Here is a 17436-nt window from a genome sequence, read left to right as displayed (position 1 = left end):
GTGAAATTTCTTAAGAGTTTTCATTGCCATTTTCTTTGAAATAATTTATGAATAATCGCACTTGTAAAAGAGCCTAATACAGCACTTCCTGCAATATCAGATGGATAATGATGTCCTATCCAGATTCGTGACAATCCCGTTAAAAAAGAAAACCCCAACATAATAGATCCAAGGATGCGTTGATTAAAGAGGACTATTGTTGAAACGGCGAAAGTTAGTAGTGTATGTTTACTTGGAAAGGATGAATCGAATTTAGAAGGGGTAAGTATACCTACTCTCCCTTCTAAAAATGGACGAGGCTTAAAATAAAATAACTTAATTATAAAATGCAAGAATAACGAAATCATGATAGACACGGCTGCTTCAATAGTTACATTCTTTTTTTTAAAAAGCAAAATCACTAAAATAATGAAGAAAACAAATTTCATCTTTTTGGAAATAAGTATCATTAATTTATCTATTAATAAATGACGTCCGGAAAGCAAATTTATTAAACGAAATAGTTTAACATCCAAGCTTATTCACCTCTGTTTCTGAAAAATTTTGGATAAAACGATAAATAACTTGATTCAATTCACTTGCTGCTTTTGTTGGGACCTGATGTTTAATGCCTTCAACAAAGGTTATTTCATTTTGAGGTAGTTTCGTATGTAGTTGTTGTGCATAACGATAAAATGTTTTATCTTTTCCGCCATAAATGAGGGAAATTGGCATTGTAATGTTCTCTAGTTGATCGGAAATGTTATAGTTCAAACTGTAATCATAGTATTGCAAGATGTTTCTAGCATCACCTTTTTTAGCTTCTAGTAACATCTTGTCAAACAACTCTTTTGTATTTGAATTGCTATTGGATATTGACCGAGCTAATGCAGGCAATGCCCCAATCCTTGCAAGGTTTTTAGCAAGGCGTATTCTGTTTTTTAGACGCCAGTCACTTACCTCAGACATTCCACTAATAATGATTCCACCTAAAGCACGCCCTTTTGATGTTGATAACAAAAATTCCAATAGGATAGATGCCCCTGTTGAATATCCGCATAAAAAGGCTTGTTTAATATCCAGATGGTCCATTAGTTTTTTTATATCCTCAACGATTAGTGGATAGGTAACAGGTTTTCTTGAAAAGGGACTCCTTCCATGGCCTCGTATATCAAAGGTGATAACCTGAAAAATACGAGATAGTTCTTCTAACTGGTATATGAAATTTATAGAAGTTAGAACAGGTGGATGAATAAATATGATTGGAATCCCTTTACCTTTAATAGTGTAGTAAAGGGTACTCTCATCAACATCGAGGATTGGCATTATATCACCTCAAATTAATAATCCCTTGATTTGCTTTCATTTATTATTGGGTTCATTTTGTTGAATCATACAAAAAAAGCTTGGTCTTCCCAGCTTTTTTACAACTCAAATTCCCATTTAACTGCCCACCGGTACAGAGGGCACGAACACCACAGGTATCTAGTACTATGCCAGCAGGATTTTCCTAACAGTTACGGCTACAGTTGGGGATTATAATCCTCAAACAAACAGACTTATGTTGCTTAATATTATCAGTGATTTGTTGAAGTACTTTAGTAATCTAAACTGGAAAATAAGGCTGATAAATTAGAAGAGATTTTACATAAATTTGTGGATATAATTTATGTTGTCTGACTATAAGGAGGAAAAAACGTGTTTAATAACGAAAGACCAAGAAGAATACTTTTAGATCTGGCAGTTACTTTAGATGGATTTATTGAAGGTCCAAAAGGGGAAGTAGACTGGTGCATTATGGACCCCGATATGGACTTCAATAATTTCTTAAATCATATTGATACTATTTTATATGGAAGAAAAAGTTATGATTTATGGGGTCAGTATACCCCTGATATTGAAGTTTCTGATACAGAAAAAGAAATTTGGGAATTGGTACATAGTAAAGAGAAATATGTGTTTTCCAAAACACAAAAAGAGTCTGAAAATAACGTAAAATTTATAAATGAAAATATTGTGGAAGAAGTAATTAAATTAAAGAATAAGCCTGGAAAAGATATTTGGCTTTATGGTGGGGCAAGTCTTATTACAACCTTTTTAAATCTAGGACTTGTTGATGAATTTAGATTATCTGTTCACCCTATTATTTTGGGAGAAGGAAAACCCTTGTTTATTGACATAAAGCAGCGGGTGAATTTAAAACTGGTTGAAACAAAAAGGTTTCCTTCAGGTGTTGTTCAATTATGTTATCATCTTAATGAGAATCCAAAGTGAAAATTAATAACTAATTCATCTTTCGGGTGTGATTTTTTCTGATGTACTTTAGCTAAAAACATATGTAACAGAATAAATGGTGTTCTAAAAAACAAAACCATCCTAGAAAGGATGGTTTTGGAAAATGGACAAGAATTTTTTATATAACATCATATTCCGACCGCCAGAAAATGTATCTGGGATATCTTACCATTTTTGATAAAGACGCTTACACTTTATTGCTGATTGTACTGAGGTTCTTCCCCTTGAATTTTTTGAAGACGAGGTTCAAGGCTTTCAAGCACGGATTTTGTTTGTTGAGCGGCTTTTTGATAAAGCTGTTTTGCAATCTGGTTATCGGTTGCTAAAGCAAAAGTTTCAAAGCTTGCTTGTGCACCTTTTAAACTTGCTAAAGCGGTTTGAACATCTTTTCCAACTGTCATTTTTTAAACCCTTTTTTCATTGATGTAGTATGCGAATATTTTTGTCTACTCGACTTACTTAAAATGCTCATAAATTTGAAATTTACTCTGCTTGAATAGAAAAAAGCGTCAGAAGGTAACTTAATGGTTTTAGATCCTGAATTTAGGCTGGTCCAATGGAATAAGTAGGAATAAAAATTACCTGATCCAGTCTAGCGACTGGATTTTTGAGTAGTTTGAGGTTGAAATTGTGGGAGTGGACAGTAAACAGGGGAAAGTGGACAGTAAGTAGATAGAAGTGGACAGTAAAATTGAAAAGTGGACAGTAAAATGAAGAAAGTCGACAGTAAACCATGGAATGAATCTACTGGATGGCGAAATAGATCTGATAAGCAGCGGAATTCCTGATCAGACCGGCCAAATCCATTATCGCCAAACTATCACTCTGATTTTTGTTGTTGCTATACTTGCTAGAATGGGAATCTAGTATCTTAACCTAAAATTTTCATCCCAGCATGATTAAAAAAGGTAACTAAAATCCTGCCACGGTCCGAGATCCAGTCCAAAAAATAAAAGGTTCTCCATAAGAGGCAAACACAATGACCTTAGCCAGGAAAACCCCCTGGCTTTTTAGCATTCTTGTTAGTAGTTGAACGAAGGGGGAAGGTTATAATAAATCGCACTCGGATTTAATGATCCATTTCAGTAGATACTATCTAGGAAGTTTTTCTAGTCAAATATAAAAAAAGAGTATATAATTATTTTATTATTTGTACCTATAAATATAATAGATAGTGATAAATTTAATAAGTTGGCATAAAAATGGAGGGGTAATAAATGAAGTTTCCACATGATTTTTTATTCGGCGCGGCTTCTGCTTCTTATCAAGTAGAAGGAGCGTGGAATGAAGATGGTAAAGGGGTAACCAATTGGGATGTCTTTTCAAAGATTCCGGGGAAAACGTATGAGGGTACCAACGGAGATGTAGCGATCGACCATTATCATCGCTACAAAGAAGACATTCAATTAATGGCCGAGATGGGACTGGAGTCGTACCGGTTTTCGATTTCATGGGCACGAATTTTGCCAACTGGAGACGGTGAAGTAAATGAGAAGGGTCTAGAATTTTATAATAATGTCATCAATGAATGTTTAAAATACGGAATTGTGCCATTTGTTACCCTCTATCATTGGGATTTGCCGCTGACGCTGGAAGAAGTCGGGGGATGGACGAAAAAGCGAACAGCGGAAGCCTTCGTCAAGTATGCAGAAATTTGTTTTCGGTCCTTCGGCGACCGCGTCAAACATTGGATTACCTTCAATGAAACGGTTATGTTTACCGGCTTAGGCTATTTAAAAGGGGCGCATCCGCCTGGGATCCAAAACGATGAGAATAAATACTTTCAAGCGACGCATTACGTGTTTTATGCCCATGCAAAAGCCGTCGAAGTCTATAAGGGGCTAAACCATTACGGCGAGATTGGGATTACTCATGTATTCTTACCCGCTTACAGCGTAGATGATCAACACGAGAATGCCCTAGCGGCCCGGCATGCCAATGAATATGAAACGTTTTGGTACTATGACCCCATTTTAAAAGGCGAATATCCGTCTTACGTGGTGCAGCAATTGGAGGAGAAAGGCTGGACGCCAAGCTGGACAGACGAAGAGCTGGATACCTTAAAAAGAAATGCCGGAAAAAATGATTTTATCGGACTGAATTATTACCAGCCGATTCGCGTCGAAAAAAATCACGAAGCCGTTTCAACCATGGAACATTCACGAGAAACCTCGACACTAACACCAGGGAACCCGTCGTTTGATGGCTTTTATCGGACCGTGAAAATGGAGGATAAAACCTATACGAAATGGGGCTGGGAAATCTCACCGCAAGGATTTTTAGACGGGCTCCATATGTTAAAAGAGCGTTATGGTGATATCAAAATGTATGTAACCGAAAACGGACTCGGTGATGAGGATCCGATTATTGAGGGTGAAATCGTCGATGTTCCGCGGATTAAATATATTGAGAAACATTTAAAAGTCGTTAAGCGTGCCATCCAAGAAGGTATAAATTTAAAAGGGTATTACGCCTGGTCGGTCATTGATCTGTTAAGCTGGTTAAACGGCTATAAAAAGCAATACGGATTCATATACGTCGATCACAAGGATCACTTAAACCGAAAGAAAAAGCTGTCGTTTCATTGGTATAAGCATATCATTGAGACAAGAGGCGAAGAGCTGTAAGTAAAAAAGAAAGCCTCTTGATATTAATCAGGAGGCTTGATGTATAATAAAGTCAGTAAATAATGGAACGAAACAATAGGGAGATTATATGGCGGTAAAATATAAAGAAATAGCGGATCAATTAGAACGGGACATTCGGGATGGGAAATTTGATCAAACGAAAAAGCTGCCGACCGAAGATGAACTGATAAATACGTTCGAAGTGAGCCGAAATACGATCCGTAAAGCAATTACTCAGCTCGTCAATCGCGGCTACATCTATCAGGTCCAAGGCAGCGGGATGTTCTTACGGGAAAAATCCGAAACCGATACGATCAATTTAGGCAGTCTTCGAGGCTTAACAAAAGATTTGACTTCAAAAACAATTGAGACGAAAATTCTCGATTTACACGTGCTAGAAGCCGATGAAGAGAAAGCAAAACAACTGCGTTGTGAAGTCGGAACCAAGCTTTATTACATTAAGCGGCTCCGTATCGTCGATCAAGAACCCTTCTCGATTGAAATAAGTTATTTTAAAAAAGACATTGTCCCCTACTTAAACGAAGACATCGCCTCGAGTTCTATTTATAGTTACCTGATAGAGGACTTAAAATTAACGATTGGTTTTGCGGACAAAGTCATCAATTGCGAAAAAATCGATGAAGCCAGTGCGGGACTGCTCCAGGTTCATCCGCTCGATCCGGCATTGATTATTGAAAATACCGTATGCTTAACGAACGGAACCATCTTTGAATTATCGAAATCCATCTTTCATTATCAAAAAGCAAAAATCTTAAATCGAATCAATTTTAAATAAAAAAGAGGGCGATAACCCCCTCCGGAATTGGTTAGTGTAGAATGTCATTTTTGGCATCAATAAAAAGTGTTCCATCCTTTTGGACTTCGGCATAAAAGACATCAGATATAGAATCTATACCTGATTGTTTCAATTGTTGCTCTAACCATTTCTTATTGAGATGTAATTTTTCTAAGTTCTTCTGATTAATTTCACCATCGGCTATGACAGATGTTGAAATAGGGGGAACATTATCATACTTCTGATTAAGATTCATATCACCTTTAGTCAAATTCTGCATCGATTCTTTTTTCATAACAGAAAGAGACCCATCTGTTTCAAAAATGGCATAATTAACATCAGCTACAGCAAATATATTTTTTTTACGTAATAAAGAATTTAAAGCGTCTAAGTCTAAACGGGCTTTATGAAGCTCCTGATCCATTATCTTCCCCTTTTTAATGAGAATTACGGGTTCACCTTGTACAGCTAATCGGAATTTTGAGGATTTTAAATCCAAAAATCCCGTGATAACTGTAAAAGCACTCCAGGCAATTAACGCTATTAGTCCATTTGTGATACTTATGGAAGGGTCTATGGCAAGCGAAGCACCTAATGTACCAATTGAAATCGCAGATGCAAAATTATAAAAGGTCATTTGGGATATTTCTTTTCTGCCCATAACCCTTGTTAAGGCTAATAATGTAATAAAGGCAATAGCAAGTCTAAGAATCAATTCAGTAATAGGCATATATAAACCCCTTTTTGACTGACGATGTTTTATTTTATGTAATTTTGTTCGATAGCCCCGTTTAGTCCTTCTGTCAAGATTACTACATAGCTTTCGATTGCGTATCTGACGATTTCTTTAAGGCTATTAGAGATAAAGTAATAATAATACCGCTAAAGATACTGGATAGGACTGCACTTCTTATCCCCATAAAAATAAGCCAAAACAATTTATTATCAATTGTATTTACGATACAAATCCTTCACCTCAAATGTATTTAAGTAAAGATATTATTTGTGAATTTGTTGAAACTATGCAGAAATCAAATACTCAAAAGTTAACTAATGTTTAAATAGGTAAGAAAAAAGGACAGGATTATTTCAGCCTGTCCTTCCTTTGAAACAAGCTCATATTGTTCCACTAAACTAGAATGTTGAAAGAACGATAATTAATAGAATGAACAATACAACGATTAAAACAAAGCTGTTGCCGCTATAACCACCGCCGTATCCGCCACCGTAACCGCAAAATCCCATATCTTTTCACCACCTATTTCGTTTGTGGATGTTAATTACATCCCCACCATTATTATATTTATTACAAGAGAACGTGATTGGACGTGCTCCGTTTTTTTGAAGAAATCCGCGATCGTACCGTCAATTTTCTTAACCGATAAAAACAAGAAGTAGCGTATGCATTATCACATACGCTACTTCCAGAGGTGACTCTATGTCTGTGCTTGGTGGCGGCGGAGAGATTCCTGTCTCTCCCTAATAAGCTATGCAAAAAGAATAAGAAGGACTGGACAAGCGTTGAGAAAGGTTAGAAAAATTTTTTGCCTCCTTTCTCAAGCAGGCTGCTCAGAATACGAGGTATTCTGTTGATTTATGTATGAAAAAAGGACAGGGTTATTCCATCCTGTCCTTCCTTCCTTCAAAAAAGTGACCTGTCACTTTATTGAATTAGTAGCCTCCCATGAAGGAAGCTCCGATAATGATAAGCAAGATGAAAAGTACAACGATTAACGCAGTTGAACTACTTCTATGTCCATCACTCATGTTTCTCACCCCATTTTGAAAATGATGATTTAAATCAAAAATGAAACACGTTCAGATTGTCCCTAAAACTAGAATGTTGAAAGAACGATAATTAATAGAATGAACAATACAACGATTAAAACAAAGCTGCTGCCGCTATAACCACCGCCGTAGCCGCCGCCGTAACCGGAACCTCCACAACCATAGCCCATATCTTCTTCACCACCTATTCGTTTTTGAGGGAGTAATTTCCATCCCTACAATTAATATATTTTTTCCACCGAAACATGATTGGACAAGTCCCCGCTTGTTATAAAAATCCGCAATCGTACCGTAAATTGGATCAACCGATAAAAAACAAAAAGAAGCGAATGCTGGTGTCATCCGCTCCTTTTCGGAGGTAATAATATGTCTGTTTTTTACGGCGGATGAGAGATTCCTGTCTCTCCCTAATAAACTATGCAAAAAGAATAAAGCGGACTGGACAAGCGCTGAGAAAGGGTTGAATTTTTTTAAAAATAATCAAAATGCCTGCTTTTTTATTTTTTTGTACAAGTATCCACACTTTGATACAAAATCAATCATAGCTTATCTAAGAGAGGATAAAAGCGAGGTGGAGAAGTATTTTGGACGGGGATCATCATCAAGAACAAAAGCCGACGAGAGAAATAGACCCTTTTTCAAGATTCATGTTTGGAAACCGTAAACGTAGAGAAACACGCAAAGAAAGTGAAAATCATGTAAAAGAAAATCCGGAACAAAACAAACGATCGTCTTTAGATGATTGGTTTTTTGGACGTAGAAAAAAGGAACCTGCAACACCTCATAAAAACAGGCAGCAACAGACTCAAAACACCCAGAGTAAAATAGAAAACTTTATGAACAATGTTGATATTGACTTACTTATGGAAACCTATGACACCTTCGTTACGACAACCAAACAATATAAACCATTACTTAAAGAGATCACACCCTTTTTTAGTAAAATTACTCAAAAATTTAAAAAGTAGCAAAGCTAAGACTAAAACAAAGAAAATACCTACATTTAATAGTGTAGGTATTTTCTATTGAACACCTTTTCAAAGCTCTAATCCTTTCTAAACAAATTGGACCAGTTTCCGTTTATTCGAAAAATCCGCAATCGCACCGAAATTTTTTTCATTTGATTCGATGAGGAGCACCGTATTCAGGTGGGTATTTTTCCATATATTGTCTAATTGCACAAAACCCCAAGATTTTGGCACAAAACCCATTAGAAATGGCACAAAACCTTGTTGAAGTTGCACGAAACCCTGTTGGAATGGCACAAAACCTTGTTGAAGTTGCACGAAAGCCCTTGAAATGGAATAACCCCCTTTTTTAGTAAGGCTCTTTTCGTAAACTTTGTTGCTTTTGGGGCTTAATAAGGGCCATAAACTAAGTTTCTAGGCAATTTTCGAAAATGTTCTTACGAAAAGATGCCACGAAGTTTATCGATCTAAATCTAAACGTCTTTAGTTATATCAAACTTTAACAATTGTCGATGCTTATAAAATTTCTCGAAGATAATACCCATTAAATAGAAAAATAACAAACCAAAACAAATGTGAATGAGTGTAAATTTAACTCCAAATGAAGCAAATTCATATACAATAACCGGTAATTTTGCAGTTGTCCAAACCCCTAAAAAAAATACAATATAGCGTATGCTTGCTCCTTTTTCTAATAAAAGTGCCGCAATTGGAAAAGCTACGTAGAGGGGACCAGCTGCAATAACTCCTAATAATAGGGAGAACAAAATGCCATAGATGCCTGATTTCCTCCCCATATATCTAATTAGTGTTTCTTTCTCCACCCATTTGTCAAGCAAACCTACGAAGATTAAGACAGGAGGGAGTAGAAACAGCATATCTAAAATGCTTTTTCCTGTTAATTGGAACGCGTTCCATCCCACCGATTGGTTAATAAAAGTAAGGATAATGAGCCCAAATAATAAAATGAAAAAGAAACGATATCTTTTTAATTCATTCATCCCATCACCACCCAAATAATATATGAAAATATTAGAGACATTAACAGTGCAGATGCATTGCGAGAATAGGCAAAACTTCGCCCAAATATCTTTTGTTCCATAGGTAAAGTTGTGATTCCTACTGACATTAATGTAGACATTAATACAGCTACTTGAGGGAGTCCTGCACCATTTTGGACTAATGTATGTCCAAGAGGAAATACAACAAAGCTTGGAACTAGTGCAATAGATCCAATTAATGCTGAGTAAACAATACCTGTCAATCCAGATTTATCTCCAATGATTGAAGAAATTAAGGATGGAGTTAATATAGATAGTGATAGTCCAACGAAAAGCATAATTGATAGCATGTCAGGTATAATATTACGAAAGCTTTTCCATGACTTTAATAGAGCATCTCTTGTTTTATTTCGATCTTTTATAAAAGAAATACTGAGAAGAATAAGAGCCATAGCGTAAAGGATAGCACCATTAATCATGATTAGACTCCTTCCATTCTTTGTATTTATTTAAGAAAAATGATAAGTTCTTCATTTTTTCTTCGATATCTATTTGAAAATCTTCTAATTTTCTTTTTCCAACTGTAGTAATTTTGTACATTTTTATCAGCTTATCTTGATCAGATGTGTCCAAATAAGACTCAACAGCACCTTCTTTCTCTAATGTTTTTAATGTGCGATAAAGAATGGCACTATCAATTGGATTGATGGGAAGCTCTTCTTCACATTTCTGCAGAAGTTTCCCTCCATAGCTATCTCCCTCTGTTAAAAACAGCAGAAGAAATGCACCTGTATGTCTCCCTGTATGTTTCATGAAATATATAACCCCCTAATTTGAATGTAAAATTTTTTCGGCAACACCTTACTGTTAATAACAGTATACTGTCATCGACAGTAATATGTCACTGACAGTAGGTCCTTTTTTAAAAAATTTTTGTTCAATTTTTCAGTTCAGCTTTCGTAGGGTTAGTTGGATGGTGGCTTAAGAATGGAATGACAGTTCCATCTCGTGTGATGGCAGAACAAGCGGGGATATTGTTTAAGAGGAATCTATAGTTATCTCCTATGAAATAAACTCCCTTATAATTTAGAATGACAGAAACAAATTGATAGTTTAAGAAATTTGTCTTTCACTGATTTAATAAGAAATTAGAATGTGAGAATTCAAAAACAAAAAGAACGATCTTCGGAAACAGTGGGAAGAAGCATTCATGAAGCACCTTAGCAAATCCCAAAAACGAAAGATATATTTTCATCAGCAACTTGAAAGCACCATTTCATTTCAACGATCTAGCTGGGCTTTTTATATTTAACGATATACATTTTCCTGGCGCTACCCCATCATAGAGAGCAAGAATGTGAAATATTGTACTCTTTTATGTCATATTTGACCCAAAGGGCGTCATAAAAGGCAAAATTAATAGCCCCTTCTCACCCTACTGTCAAGATTAACAACTTCACCTTTAGATTGGGTTTTTGACGATTGCTTCAGTCCTTTTAAAGATAAGTAATGATAATACCGCTAAAGATACTGGATAGGATTGCACTTCCTATCCCCATAAAAATAAGCAAAAACAACTTATTATCAATTGATTTACGATACAAATCTTTCACCTCAAATGTATGCAATTAGAGGTATTATTTGTAAATTTATTAGAAGTATGCAGATTCTATCTAGCAATAGTTACTTATTTCTAATTAACCTAATATGAATTGGTAGTATAAGACCGAAAGCAATAAGAAACACAATTATTGAAATTAACCAATTCCATCCTTTAAATTTCATATACCCAACATAGACCATCCCAAATTCTATTAAAAGTGATATTAAAGTGAAACCGATTGTCAATTTCCATTTATTATCCTTTGTAAGGAAATTTAAATAAAGTATTGCAAGTGAGGTTGGTATAAAGGTATAACTGAGAATATCTCCAAGTCCAGCTTTATTCGGATCCCCTATATCAAAAAGATCGAAACCCCTGGCAATTAAACCATCGCTAAACCAAGTAACAAACCCTACTACCCCAAATGTAATATAGATTTCCCTCCAAGAAATGTTCTTTTTGGGGATTATAAGGGCTGTTATAGCAAATAAAACACTTGCTGCAACAGGAAACCACAATCCCTTTGCTCCTAAGTCTAAATTTTCTATAAATTGCCGCATTTATCTTTACCCCTTTAATTTTGTATTTTATTTTTAGCTATTGGAAAGCGTTATATACTATGTGAAATAATCAAATATAAATATACAAAACAAGTAGATTGTGAACAATTATACTTAAGCTAACGGGGCAGGTTAGTTTAATAAAAACAACTGCTAAAATAGCCATAAAAGTGTCCCAAAAAGGGGTTGATAATATGGAGGATTTTCCGTTGCTTATTGATGTTTTACCTCACCTGGCAAACAGAATTAAAGATTATTTTATCGGTAAATGCAGAATTGACTTGACAAATCAAGTTGATAATCTTCGAATAAAAGGACTATGTGAATGTGGCGACCCCGATTGTGGTTCATTTTACCTTAATGAATATGTAGAAAACGAGGATAAACTTGAAGGGTTTGATTTTGAAGAGATAGGAACAATCGAAGTTTATGAAGGTAAAATTGGCTTTGTTGAAATTTTCCCTAGTAATTTCGGTTACGAAATACGTTCAACACTAAAGAAAAACAATATATCTTATTGAAGTAACGGGGCAGTGTGACCGTCTAGTTAAATGACACAGTTTTTGCTCATTTAAGTGACACACTTAAATGGAAATTAGATTAAAATAAATGTCCTTTAACACGGAGCCTCTACGAACATGATTCTCTTATAAAACGAAGTCAAACTGTTTTTGGCAAATAAAAAGGCATTATGTTTTATGAATATAAAAAGAGCCTAAATATACAAGTAGTGAATAAAAACTTGCATAATTTAGGCACTTCTTAGTTTATTCCTTGTTTCAGTAAAGCACCCGTTACTTTAAGTGAAAATCTTCCCAATTCAAAAGATACTCAAACTAATTAATAAGTTTGACGAATCTAATTTATTGAAAATTTGAAAACTTTTATATAGTTACTACGTATTAGTTGATAACAAATCATTTTGATTGTATAGTTTATAACATAACCATCACGTTATAGTTTGGAGGGGTAACATTGGGACTGAGAAATTGAAAATTGGAGAATTAGCCGAAAGAGCTAATGTTACCAAGAGAACGATTGACTATTATACAAATCTTGGTCTGTTGAAAGTAGAACGTTCTACTTCTAATTATCGTTACTATGATCAATCTTCAATAGAGCGTTTAAATTTTATTGAACAATGTAAAAAGGACCATATGTCATTAGATGAAATTAAAAAAATGATCTTAGAGAAAGATGCCGAAGAAATCGATGTTCTTGAACTGAGACTAAAAATTAAAGGATTAGAACAAGATGTATCCGAGGTTTTAGCTCAAAGTGATTTAAAAAATATCGAATATATTAAAAAAAATATTTCACATGAAAGTCTGTCATTAATACAAACTCTGCTTTTAATACTTAATTAACTTTTGGAATTTTAAGAAAATCAGCAAGACGAATAAAGTTATTTTCTAACTATACTAGGAGGTGTAGGTCTTACTCAAGTAAGACTATTCATTGACCACTATTAACTTAATTTTAATTGTACTATTAATTGCTTTAACCGCATTTTTCGTGGCAACAGAATTTGCCATGGTAAAAGTACGTATGTCAAGAATTGATCAACTAATCGCTGAAGGGAAAAAAGGTGCAGTCGCTGCGAAAAAGGTAGTAACCCATTTAGATGAATATTTATCAGCCTGCCAACTAGGGATTACCGTTACAGCACTTGGATTAGGTTGGTTGGGTGAACCAACAGTAGAAAAGTTGTTGCATCCATTATTTGTGAGTTTAAATTTGAATGAGTCTGTTACACATATTTTATCTTTTGGAATTGCTTTTGCCTTAGTAACATTTTTGCATGTTGTTGTAGGTGAACTGGCTCCTAAAACCGTTGCTATCCAAAAAGCTGAGACCATTACAATTCTTTTTGCAGGTCCAATTATTTTGTTTTACCGAATCATGTATCCATTCATTTGGTTCTTAAATGGTTCTGCTCGTATGTTGGTTGGAATCTTTGGGTTAAAACCTGCATCCGAACATGATGTAGCTCACTCTGAAGAAGAACTCCGTATCTTATTGTCTGAAAGTTATAAGAGTGGAGAAATTAATAAGAATGAGTTAAAATATATGAACAATATCTTTGAATTTGATGAAAGAACTGCTAAAGAAATTATGGTCCCTCGTACTGAGATGATTAGCATTTCAATTCATGATAATTTTAGTGATGTAATGAATAAAATGAAAAAGGAAAGCTATACTCGATATCCAGTAGTAAATGGTGACAAAGATAATGTTCTAGGCTTCATAAATGCTAAAGAATTTTTAACTGATCAAATAATGAATAAAAATAGTAATGAGGACTTGAAATTAGAGTCATTTATTAACCCAGTTATCCGTGTTATAGAAACAATACCCATTCATGACTTATTAGTAAAAATGCAAAAAGAACGAATACACATAGCGATATTAATGGATGAATATGGCGGTACATCTGGTATAGTCACTGTTGAAGATATACTCGAAGAAATTGTTGGTGAAATTAGAGACGAATTTGATGAAGATGAGGTGCCTGAAATTCGTAAAGTAAATGAAAATCATTTTATCCTAGACGCTAAATTACTCATTGAAGATGCAAACCATTTATTAGGAACTGATTTATTCAACGAAGACATGGATACAATTGGCGGTTGGTTTTTAACTCAAAATTTTGATATTAAAACGGGGACTGAAATAGAAGCTGAAGGCTATCTATTTAAAGTACACCAAAGTGATGGTCATCATATTCAATATTTAGAAGTGAAAAAAGTATAATGATGATTTAACTAGTTATTAGAGGACTTATCTAAAGTTAAAATTAGGAAAAAAGCCTTTAAAAGAGCTTGGAGAAAAAATTCTCCAAGCTCTTTATATTTAATATAACACTATTAAGCTATACTGCCCGTTTGTGCAGCAAGTATAACTTCACAAATATGTATAAATATTAGCTTATATACATTTTTTCTTGAGTATCGATTCATAAATTTACTGCCAAAACATACATTAATTAATTTCCAGAAACAGCCAAACAAGGGTCTGCCTGATTAACCATGGCAATCATGTATGCCTCTCCATGTGAAAATGTACGTTTCAAACTGGAAAAAAGTGTCCCAATTTATCAAGCAAAAACTGTGTCATCTCTTTCAAGCGGTCACAGGCAGTTTAGTTTAATAAGAACAACTGCTAAAATAGTCATAAAAGTGTCCCAAAAAGGGGTTGATAATATGGAGGATTTTCCGTTCCTTATTGATGTTTTACCTCACTTGGCAAACAGAATTAAATATTATTTTATCGGTAAATGCAGAATTGACTTGACAAATCAAGTTGATAATCTTCGAATAAAAGGACTATGTGAATGTGGCGACCCCGATTGTGGTTCATTTTACCTTAATGAATATTTAGAAAACGAGGATAAACTTGAAGGGTTTGATTTTGAAGAGATAGGAACAATCGAAGTTTATGAAGGTAAAATTGGCTTTGTTGAAATTTTCCCTAGTAATTTCGGTTACGAAATACGTTCAACACTAAAGGAAAACAATATATCTTATTGAAGTAACGGAGCAGGTTAGTTGAATAACGATAATAAAAAAATTCTATTTTAAAAGACGAAAATTTATTAAATTTGTCAATTTATTTACGAAAAAATGAAATAGGATTATGTAATCTTTAGATAAAGCTGTTCAGTCCATATCAAATCTTATATTTGTTTGAACCTTTGAAAAAATAAAATGTGTTACAGTTTGTGCAAATGGACTAACAGTATCAATGAATTCTTCTGCTTTAGCAAAAGTTTCAAAATGCATTTTAAGCATATAACAAGCATTTCCTGCAATACGATAACAAAACTCTACGTTTGGAAGTTTCTCTATATAACTTTTAAAAGAATTATAGTCGCCATTTTTAACCGTTGCTTCTATTATGCATTGAATTGGTAAACCTAATTTCTCATAATCAACTTCTAAGGTGTATTTTTTTATTACTCCAAATGACTCCATTTGTCTTACTCGTTCCGTTACAGAAGGGGAAGATAAATTCACTCTTCTTCCAAGTTCACTCATTGATAGACGACTATTATTATTTAATTCATCTATTATTTTCTTATCAATATTATCTATTTTCATTTTTAAAGTAAATCCTCCTAAATTCGTTAATCATTTAAATAATTCATTACTTATTTGTTTATAATTTAATGTGATTTAACAAGTTTATTTTTTATAATTAACTCATTATTTAATATAACAAGGAGGTACTTTTTATGGCAAGAATTGTTGTATCCAATTTTGGAGAAACGTCTTTTCAAAGGCTATTAGGACATAACAAACAAGTAATGGAAGCATGGTCTCACTTAGGAGATACGTTGGAAAAAGATGGACTGCTATCTTCTGGATTAAAGGAACAAGTAAGGCGAACTTTAGCACAAAGTAATGGCTGTGAGTATTGTAAAGCGAAAGGGAAACCTGAACCAGATAAGTTTAATGAAAAAATATCTATTGCAGTAGGATTTACAGAAGTATTTTTAAAACAAAAAGGGGATGTATCAGATTCAATCTTTAATATATTGAGAGAATGTTTCACAGAAGAGGAAATAAGTGAACTATGTGCATTTATTACCTTTACCACTGCTTCACAATATTTTGGTGCAATAATGAAATTAGAGGCTATATAATATAACGTTAGAAACTAAACTTTAATAAATTAAAAGGGAGTTATACTGGAACAACGAATAAAGCCCTTTCTTCTTTTTAACGGGTGCTTGAGTTTAACAAAGATTCGTAGCTGCGACTCTTTTTCTTGTTCCACTCCCATGAAAATAAAAACTGAAAAAAGACATAGAAAAATAGACCCAGCAAAATCAGTTTTAAAAAAAAGGCTGAGCCTCTTGCAAAATTATTATAAGGTTGATAAACGGTGGTGAATTGGACACCTTTCTACATAAAAATAAATTCAAGGTTCAGCTGGAGCAACGATCAGAAAAGGATTAATCACCATGAGTGCTACCCCTATAGGGCGCGACAGTCGGTGGTACACCGTGATCGTTGGAGTCAGACTAACGGATGGGCTCAAAGGCACCATAGTGAAAAGACCTTCTTCGCCAGCATTAAAACAGAATAGCCTCCTTGGAATATTTTCATTCTCTGTGGTGAAGCGCCGGTTTTGCGCTTCATGGGTGGCTAACAAGGCAGTTTAGTGAAAGAACAATCAATTTTTAGTACCAACTACTAATATCAAGTGTTAAAATTAAAGTAGGATGACTTTTATATTAAACAATGCTACGAATTTTAAGGAGAGATAAAATGAATCTTTTTGATTTATTGTTAGAATCAACCAATCAGTTAGTCGAGGAAGTTAAAGCATTGAATTATGAACAATTAAATGCCAAACCTGCTCTGGATAAGTGGAGTATCTCCCAAATTTGCCATCATTTATATTTGTCTGAAAATTTATTTTCCAAGTCTATAGAAAATGGGTTAAAGGATAAAGACTTTGAGAGTGTCGCCCATAAACCTATACATTTAGTTTCTGATAGAACCAAAAAATTTGAATCACCTGAAATTGCCAAACCAACTGAAGAGCCTTTTGATGTTGAAAATATGTTAAATTTATTAACGAAATCAAGGGAAAATTTATTAAATGTTCTTCGTGCAATCGATGATAAGTCTATCCTATCTAAAAAAGCAGCGAAACATCCTGCATTTGGTCAATTATCTTTAGAACAATGGATTGAATTACTGTACATACACGAGCAAAGACATATTGAACAAATAAAAGATATAAAGTTAGTTAAATCTTATGGATGAAAGGTGTTTGTGAAGAATTGCACTTAAACTACCATGAAAATT

The 17436-nt window shown here is 34.2% G+C and carries 23 protein-coding genes; 11 read left to right on the top strand and 12 right to left on the bottom strand.

All coding sequences use genetic code 11. The features are described 5' to 3' along the window. Nucleotides 1–20: 20 nt before the first annotated feature. Both J7E63_RS11935 and J7E63_RS11930 read right to left on the bottom strand, forming a co-directional pair. Nucleotides 21–515 (bottom strand): undecaprenyl-diphosphatase, encoded by a 495-nt coding sequence (locus tag J7E63_RS11935; protein ID WP_215012381.1) that lies wholly within the window; start codon nt 513–515, stop codon nt 21–23. Then, nucleotides 505–1305, bottom strand: a complete 801-nt coding sequence (locus J7E63_RS11930) for an alpha/beta fold hydrolase (RefSeq protein WP_215012380.1) — start codon at nt 1303–1305, stop codon at nt 505–507. The genes J7E63_RS11935 and J7E63_RS11930 overlap by 11 nt, the downstream gene beginning before the upstream one ends. Nucleotides 1306–1677: 372 nt before the next feature. Here J7E63_RS11930 and J7E63_RS11925 point away from each other — a divergent pair, with 372 nt between their 5' ends. After that, nucleotides 1678–2253: a dihydrofolate reductase family protein gene (locus tag J7E63_RS11925; protein ID WP_215012378.1), complete on the top strand. Its 576-nt coding sequence runs from the start codon at nt 1678–1680 to the stop codon at nt 2251–2253. A 215-nt stretch (nt 2254–2468) separates the two neighbouring features. On the opposite strand, the gene J7E63_RS11920 is transcribed toward J7E63_RS11925, so the two are convergent. Beyond that, nucleotides 2469–2675: a DUF1657 domain-containing protein gene (locus J7E63_RS11920; RefSeq protein ID WP_215012376.1), complete on the bottom strand. Its 207-nt coding sequence runs from the start codon at nt 2673–2675 to the stop codon at nt 2469–2471. An 816-nt stretch (nt 2676–3491) separates the two neighbouring features. Here J7E63_RS11920 and J7E63_RS11915 point away from each other — a divergent pair. Both J7E63_RS11915 and J7E63_RS11910 read left to right on the top strand, forming a co-directional pair. Further along, nucleotides 3492–4901, top strand: a complete 1410-nt coding sequence (locus tag J7E63_RS11915; protein ID WP_215012374.1) for a GH1 family beta-glucosidase — start codon at nt 3492–3494, stop codon at nt 4899–4901. An 88-nt stretch (nt 4902–4989) separates the two neighbouring features. After that, nucleotides 4990–5697, top strand: a complete 708-nt coding sequence (locus tag J7E63_RS11910) for a GntR family transcriptional regulator (protein ID WP_215012372.1) — start codon at nt 4990–4992, stop codon at nt 5695–5697. Nucleotides 5698–5728: 31 nt separating this feature from the next. On the opposite strand, the gene J7E63_RS11905 is transcribed toward J7E63_RS11910, so the two are convergent. From J7E63_RS11905 to J7E63_RS11890, 4 genes are all read right to left on the bottom strand, one after another. Beyond that, nucleotides 5729–6427 (bottom strand): YetF domain-containing protein, encoded by a 699-nt coding sequence (locus J7E63_RS11905; RefSeq protein WP_215012371.1) that lies wholly within the window; start codon nt 6425–6427, stop codon nt 5729–5731. A 404-nt stretch (nt 6428–6831) separates the two neighbouring features. Beyond that, nucleotides 6832–6942: a YjcZ family sporulation protein gene (locus tag J7E63_RS11900; RefSeq protein ID WP_215012369.1), complete on the bottom strand. Its 111-nt coding sequence runs from the start codon at nt 6940–6942 to the stop codon at nt 6832–6834. Nucleotides 6943–7368: 426 nt separating this feature from the next. Next, the gene (locus tag J7E63_RS11895) at nt 7369–7464 is read right to left on the bottom strand and encodes a YjcZ family sporulation protein (protein ID WP_215012362.1); all 96 of its coding nucleotides are present in this window, start codon (nt 7462–7464) and stop codon (nt 7369–7371) included. Nucleotides 7465–7532: 68 nt separating this feature from the next. Continuing rightward, on the bottom strand, nt 7533–7655 hold the full coding sequence (locus J7E63_RS11890; RefSeq protein ID WP_215012355.1) for a YjcZ family sporulation protein: 123 nt from the start codon (nt 7653–7655) through the stop codon (nt 7533–7535). A gap of 414 nt (nt 7656–8069) precedes the next feature. On the opposite strand from J7E63_RS11890, the gene J7E63_RS11885 reads away from it, so the two are divergent. Next, nucleotides 8070–8453 (top strand): hypothetical protein, encoded by a 384-nt coding sequence (locus tag J7E63_RS11885; protein ID WP_215012347.1) that lies wholly within the window; start codon nt 8070–8072, stop codon nt 8451–8453. 473 nt (nt 8454–8926) lie between these two features. Here J7E63_RS11885 and J7E63_RS11880 read toward each other — a convergent pair whose 3' ends face one another. Genes J7E63_RS11880 through J7E63_RS11870 form a run of 3 tightly spaced genes read right to left on the bottom strand, consistent with a single transcriptional unit; the run spans nt 8927 to nt 10267 of the window. Next, nucleotides 8927–9454 (bottom strand): permease, encoded by a 528-nt coding sequence (locus J7E63_RS11880; RefSeq protein ID WP_214732934.1) that lies wholly within the window; start codon nt 9452–9454, stop codon nt 8927–8929. Next, a complete protein-coding gene (locus J7E63_RS11875; RefSeq protein WP_215012345.1) occupies nt 9451–9933 on the bottom strand; it encodes a hypothetical protein in 483 nt (160 codons plus the stop codon). The genes J7E63_RS11880 and J7E63_RS11875 overlap by 4 nt, the downstream gene beginning before the upstream one ends. Beyond that, nucleotides 9926–10267, bottom strand: a complete 342-nt coding sequence (locus J7E63_RS11870) for a PadR family transcriptional regulator (protein ID WP_214732936.1) — start codon at nt 10265–10267, stop codon at nt 9926–9928. Before J7E63_RS11870 ends, J7E63_RS11875 begins: the two co-directional genes overlap by 8 nt. Nucleotides 10268–10383: 116 nt before the next feature. On the opposite strand from J7E63_RS11870, the gene J7E63_RS30110 reads away from it, so the two are divergent. After that, on the top strand, nt 10384–10509 hold the full coding sequence (locus tag J7E63_RS30110; protein WP_215012529.1) for a TetR-like C-terminal domain-containing protein: 126 nt from the start codon (nt 10384–10386) through the stop codon (nt 10507–10509). A 628-nt stretch (nt 10510–11137) separates the two neighbouring features. Here J7E63_RS30110 and J7E63_RS11860 read toward each other — a convergent pair. After that, entirely contained in the window at nt 11138–11575 is a 438-nt protein-coding gene (locus tag J7E63_RS11860) for a hypothetical protein (protein ID WP_251033504.1), read from the bottom strand. Nucleotides 11576–11811: 236 nt separating this feature from the next. On the opposite strand from J7E63_RS11860, the gene J7E63_RS11855 reads away from it, so the two are divergent. The 4 genes from J7E63_RS11855 (at nt 11812) to J7E63_RS11840 (ending at nt 15147) form a co-directional block, all read left to right on the top strand. Further along, nucleotides 11812–12138 carry a hypothetical protein gene (locus J7E63_RS11855; RefSeq protein ID WP_215012341.1) on the top strand — a complete coding sequence of 109 codons (327 nt, stop codon included), beginning with the start codon at nt 11812–11814 and terminating at the stop codon, nt 12136–12138. 468 nt (nt 12139–12606) lie between these two features. Then, entirely contained in the window at nt 12607–12984 is a 378-nt protein-coding gene (locus tag J7E63_RS11850) for a MerR family transcriptional regulator (RefSeq protein ID WP_215012339.1), read from the top strand. A gap of 91 nt (nt 12985–13075) precedes the next feature. Continuing rightward, on the top strand, nt 13076–14371 hold the full coding sequence (locus J7E63_RS11845) for a hemolysin family protein (RefSeq protein ID WP_215012337.1): 1296 nt from the start codon (nt 13076–13078) through the stop codon (nt 14369–14371). A gap of 449 nt (nt 14372–14820) precedes the next feature. After that, entirely contained in the window at nt 14821–15147 is a 327-nt protein-coding gene (locus J7E63_RS11840) for a hypothetical protein (RefSeq protein ID WP_215012335.1), read from the top strand. A gap of 129 nt (nt 15148–15276) precedes the next feature. On the opposite strand, the gene J7E63_RS11835 is transcribed toward J7E63_RS11840, so the two are convergent. Further along, nucleotides 15277–15717 (bottom strand): Lrp/AsnC family transcriptional regulator, encoded by a 441-nt coding sequence (locus J7E63_RS11835; RefSeq protein WP_215012333.1) that lies wholly within the window; start codon nt 15715–15717, stop codon nt 15277–15279. A gap of 134 nt (nt 15718–15851) precedes the next feature. On the opposite strand from J7E63_RS11835, the gene J7E63_RS11830 reads away from it, so the two are divergent. Both J7E63_RS11830 and J7E63_RS11825 read left to right on the top strand, forming a co-directional pair. Further along, nucleotides 15852–16262: a carboxymuconolactone decarboxylase family protein gene (locus J7E63_RS11830; protein ID WP_215012331.1), complete on the top strand. Its 411-nt coding sequence runs from the start codon at nt 15852–15854 to the stop codon at nt 16260–16262. A gap of 628 nt (nt 16263–16890) precedes the next feature. After that, nucleotides 16891–17394, top strand: coding sequence for a DinB family protein (locus J7E63_RS11825; protein WP_215012329.1), 504 nt, complete (start codon nt 16891–16893; stop codon nt 17392–17394). Nucleotides 17395–17436 lie beyond the last annotated feature (42 nt).

This window comes from Bacillus sp. ISL-75 (assembly GCF_018613095.1).
The sequence above is the reverse complement of the archived record's forward strand: the minus strand, read 5'-3'. Positions and strand labels throughout refer to the sequence as shown.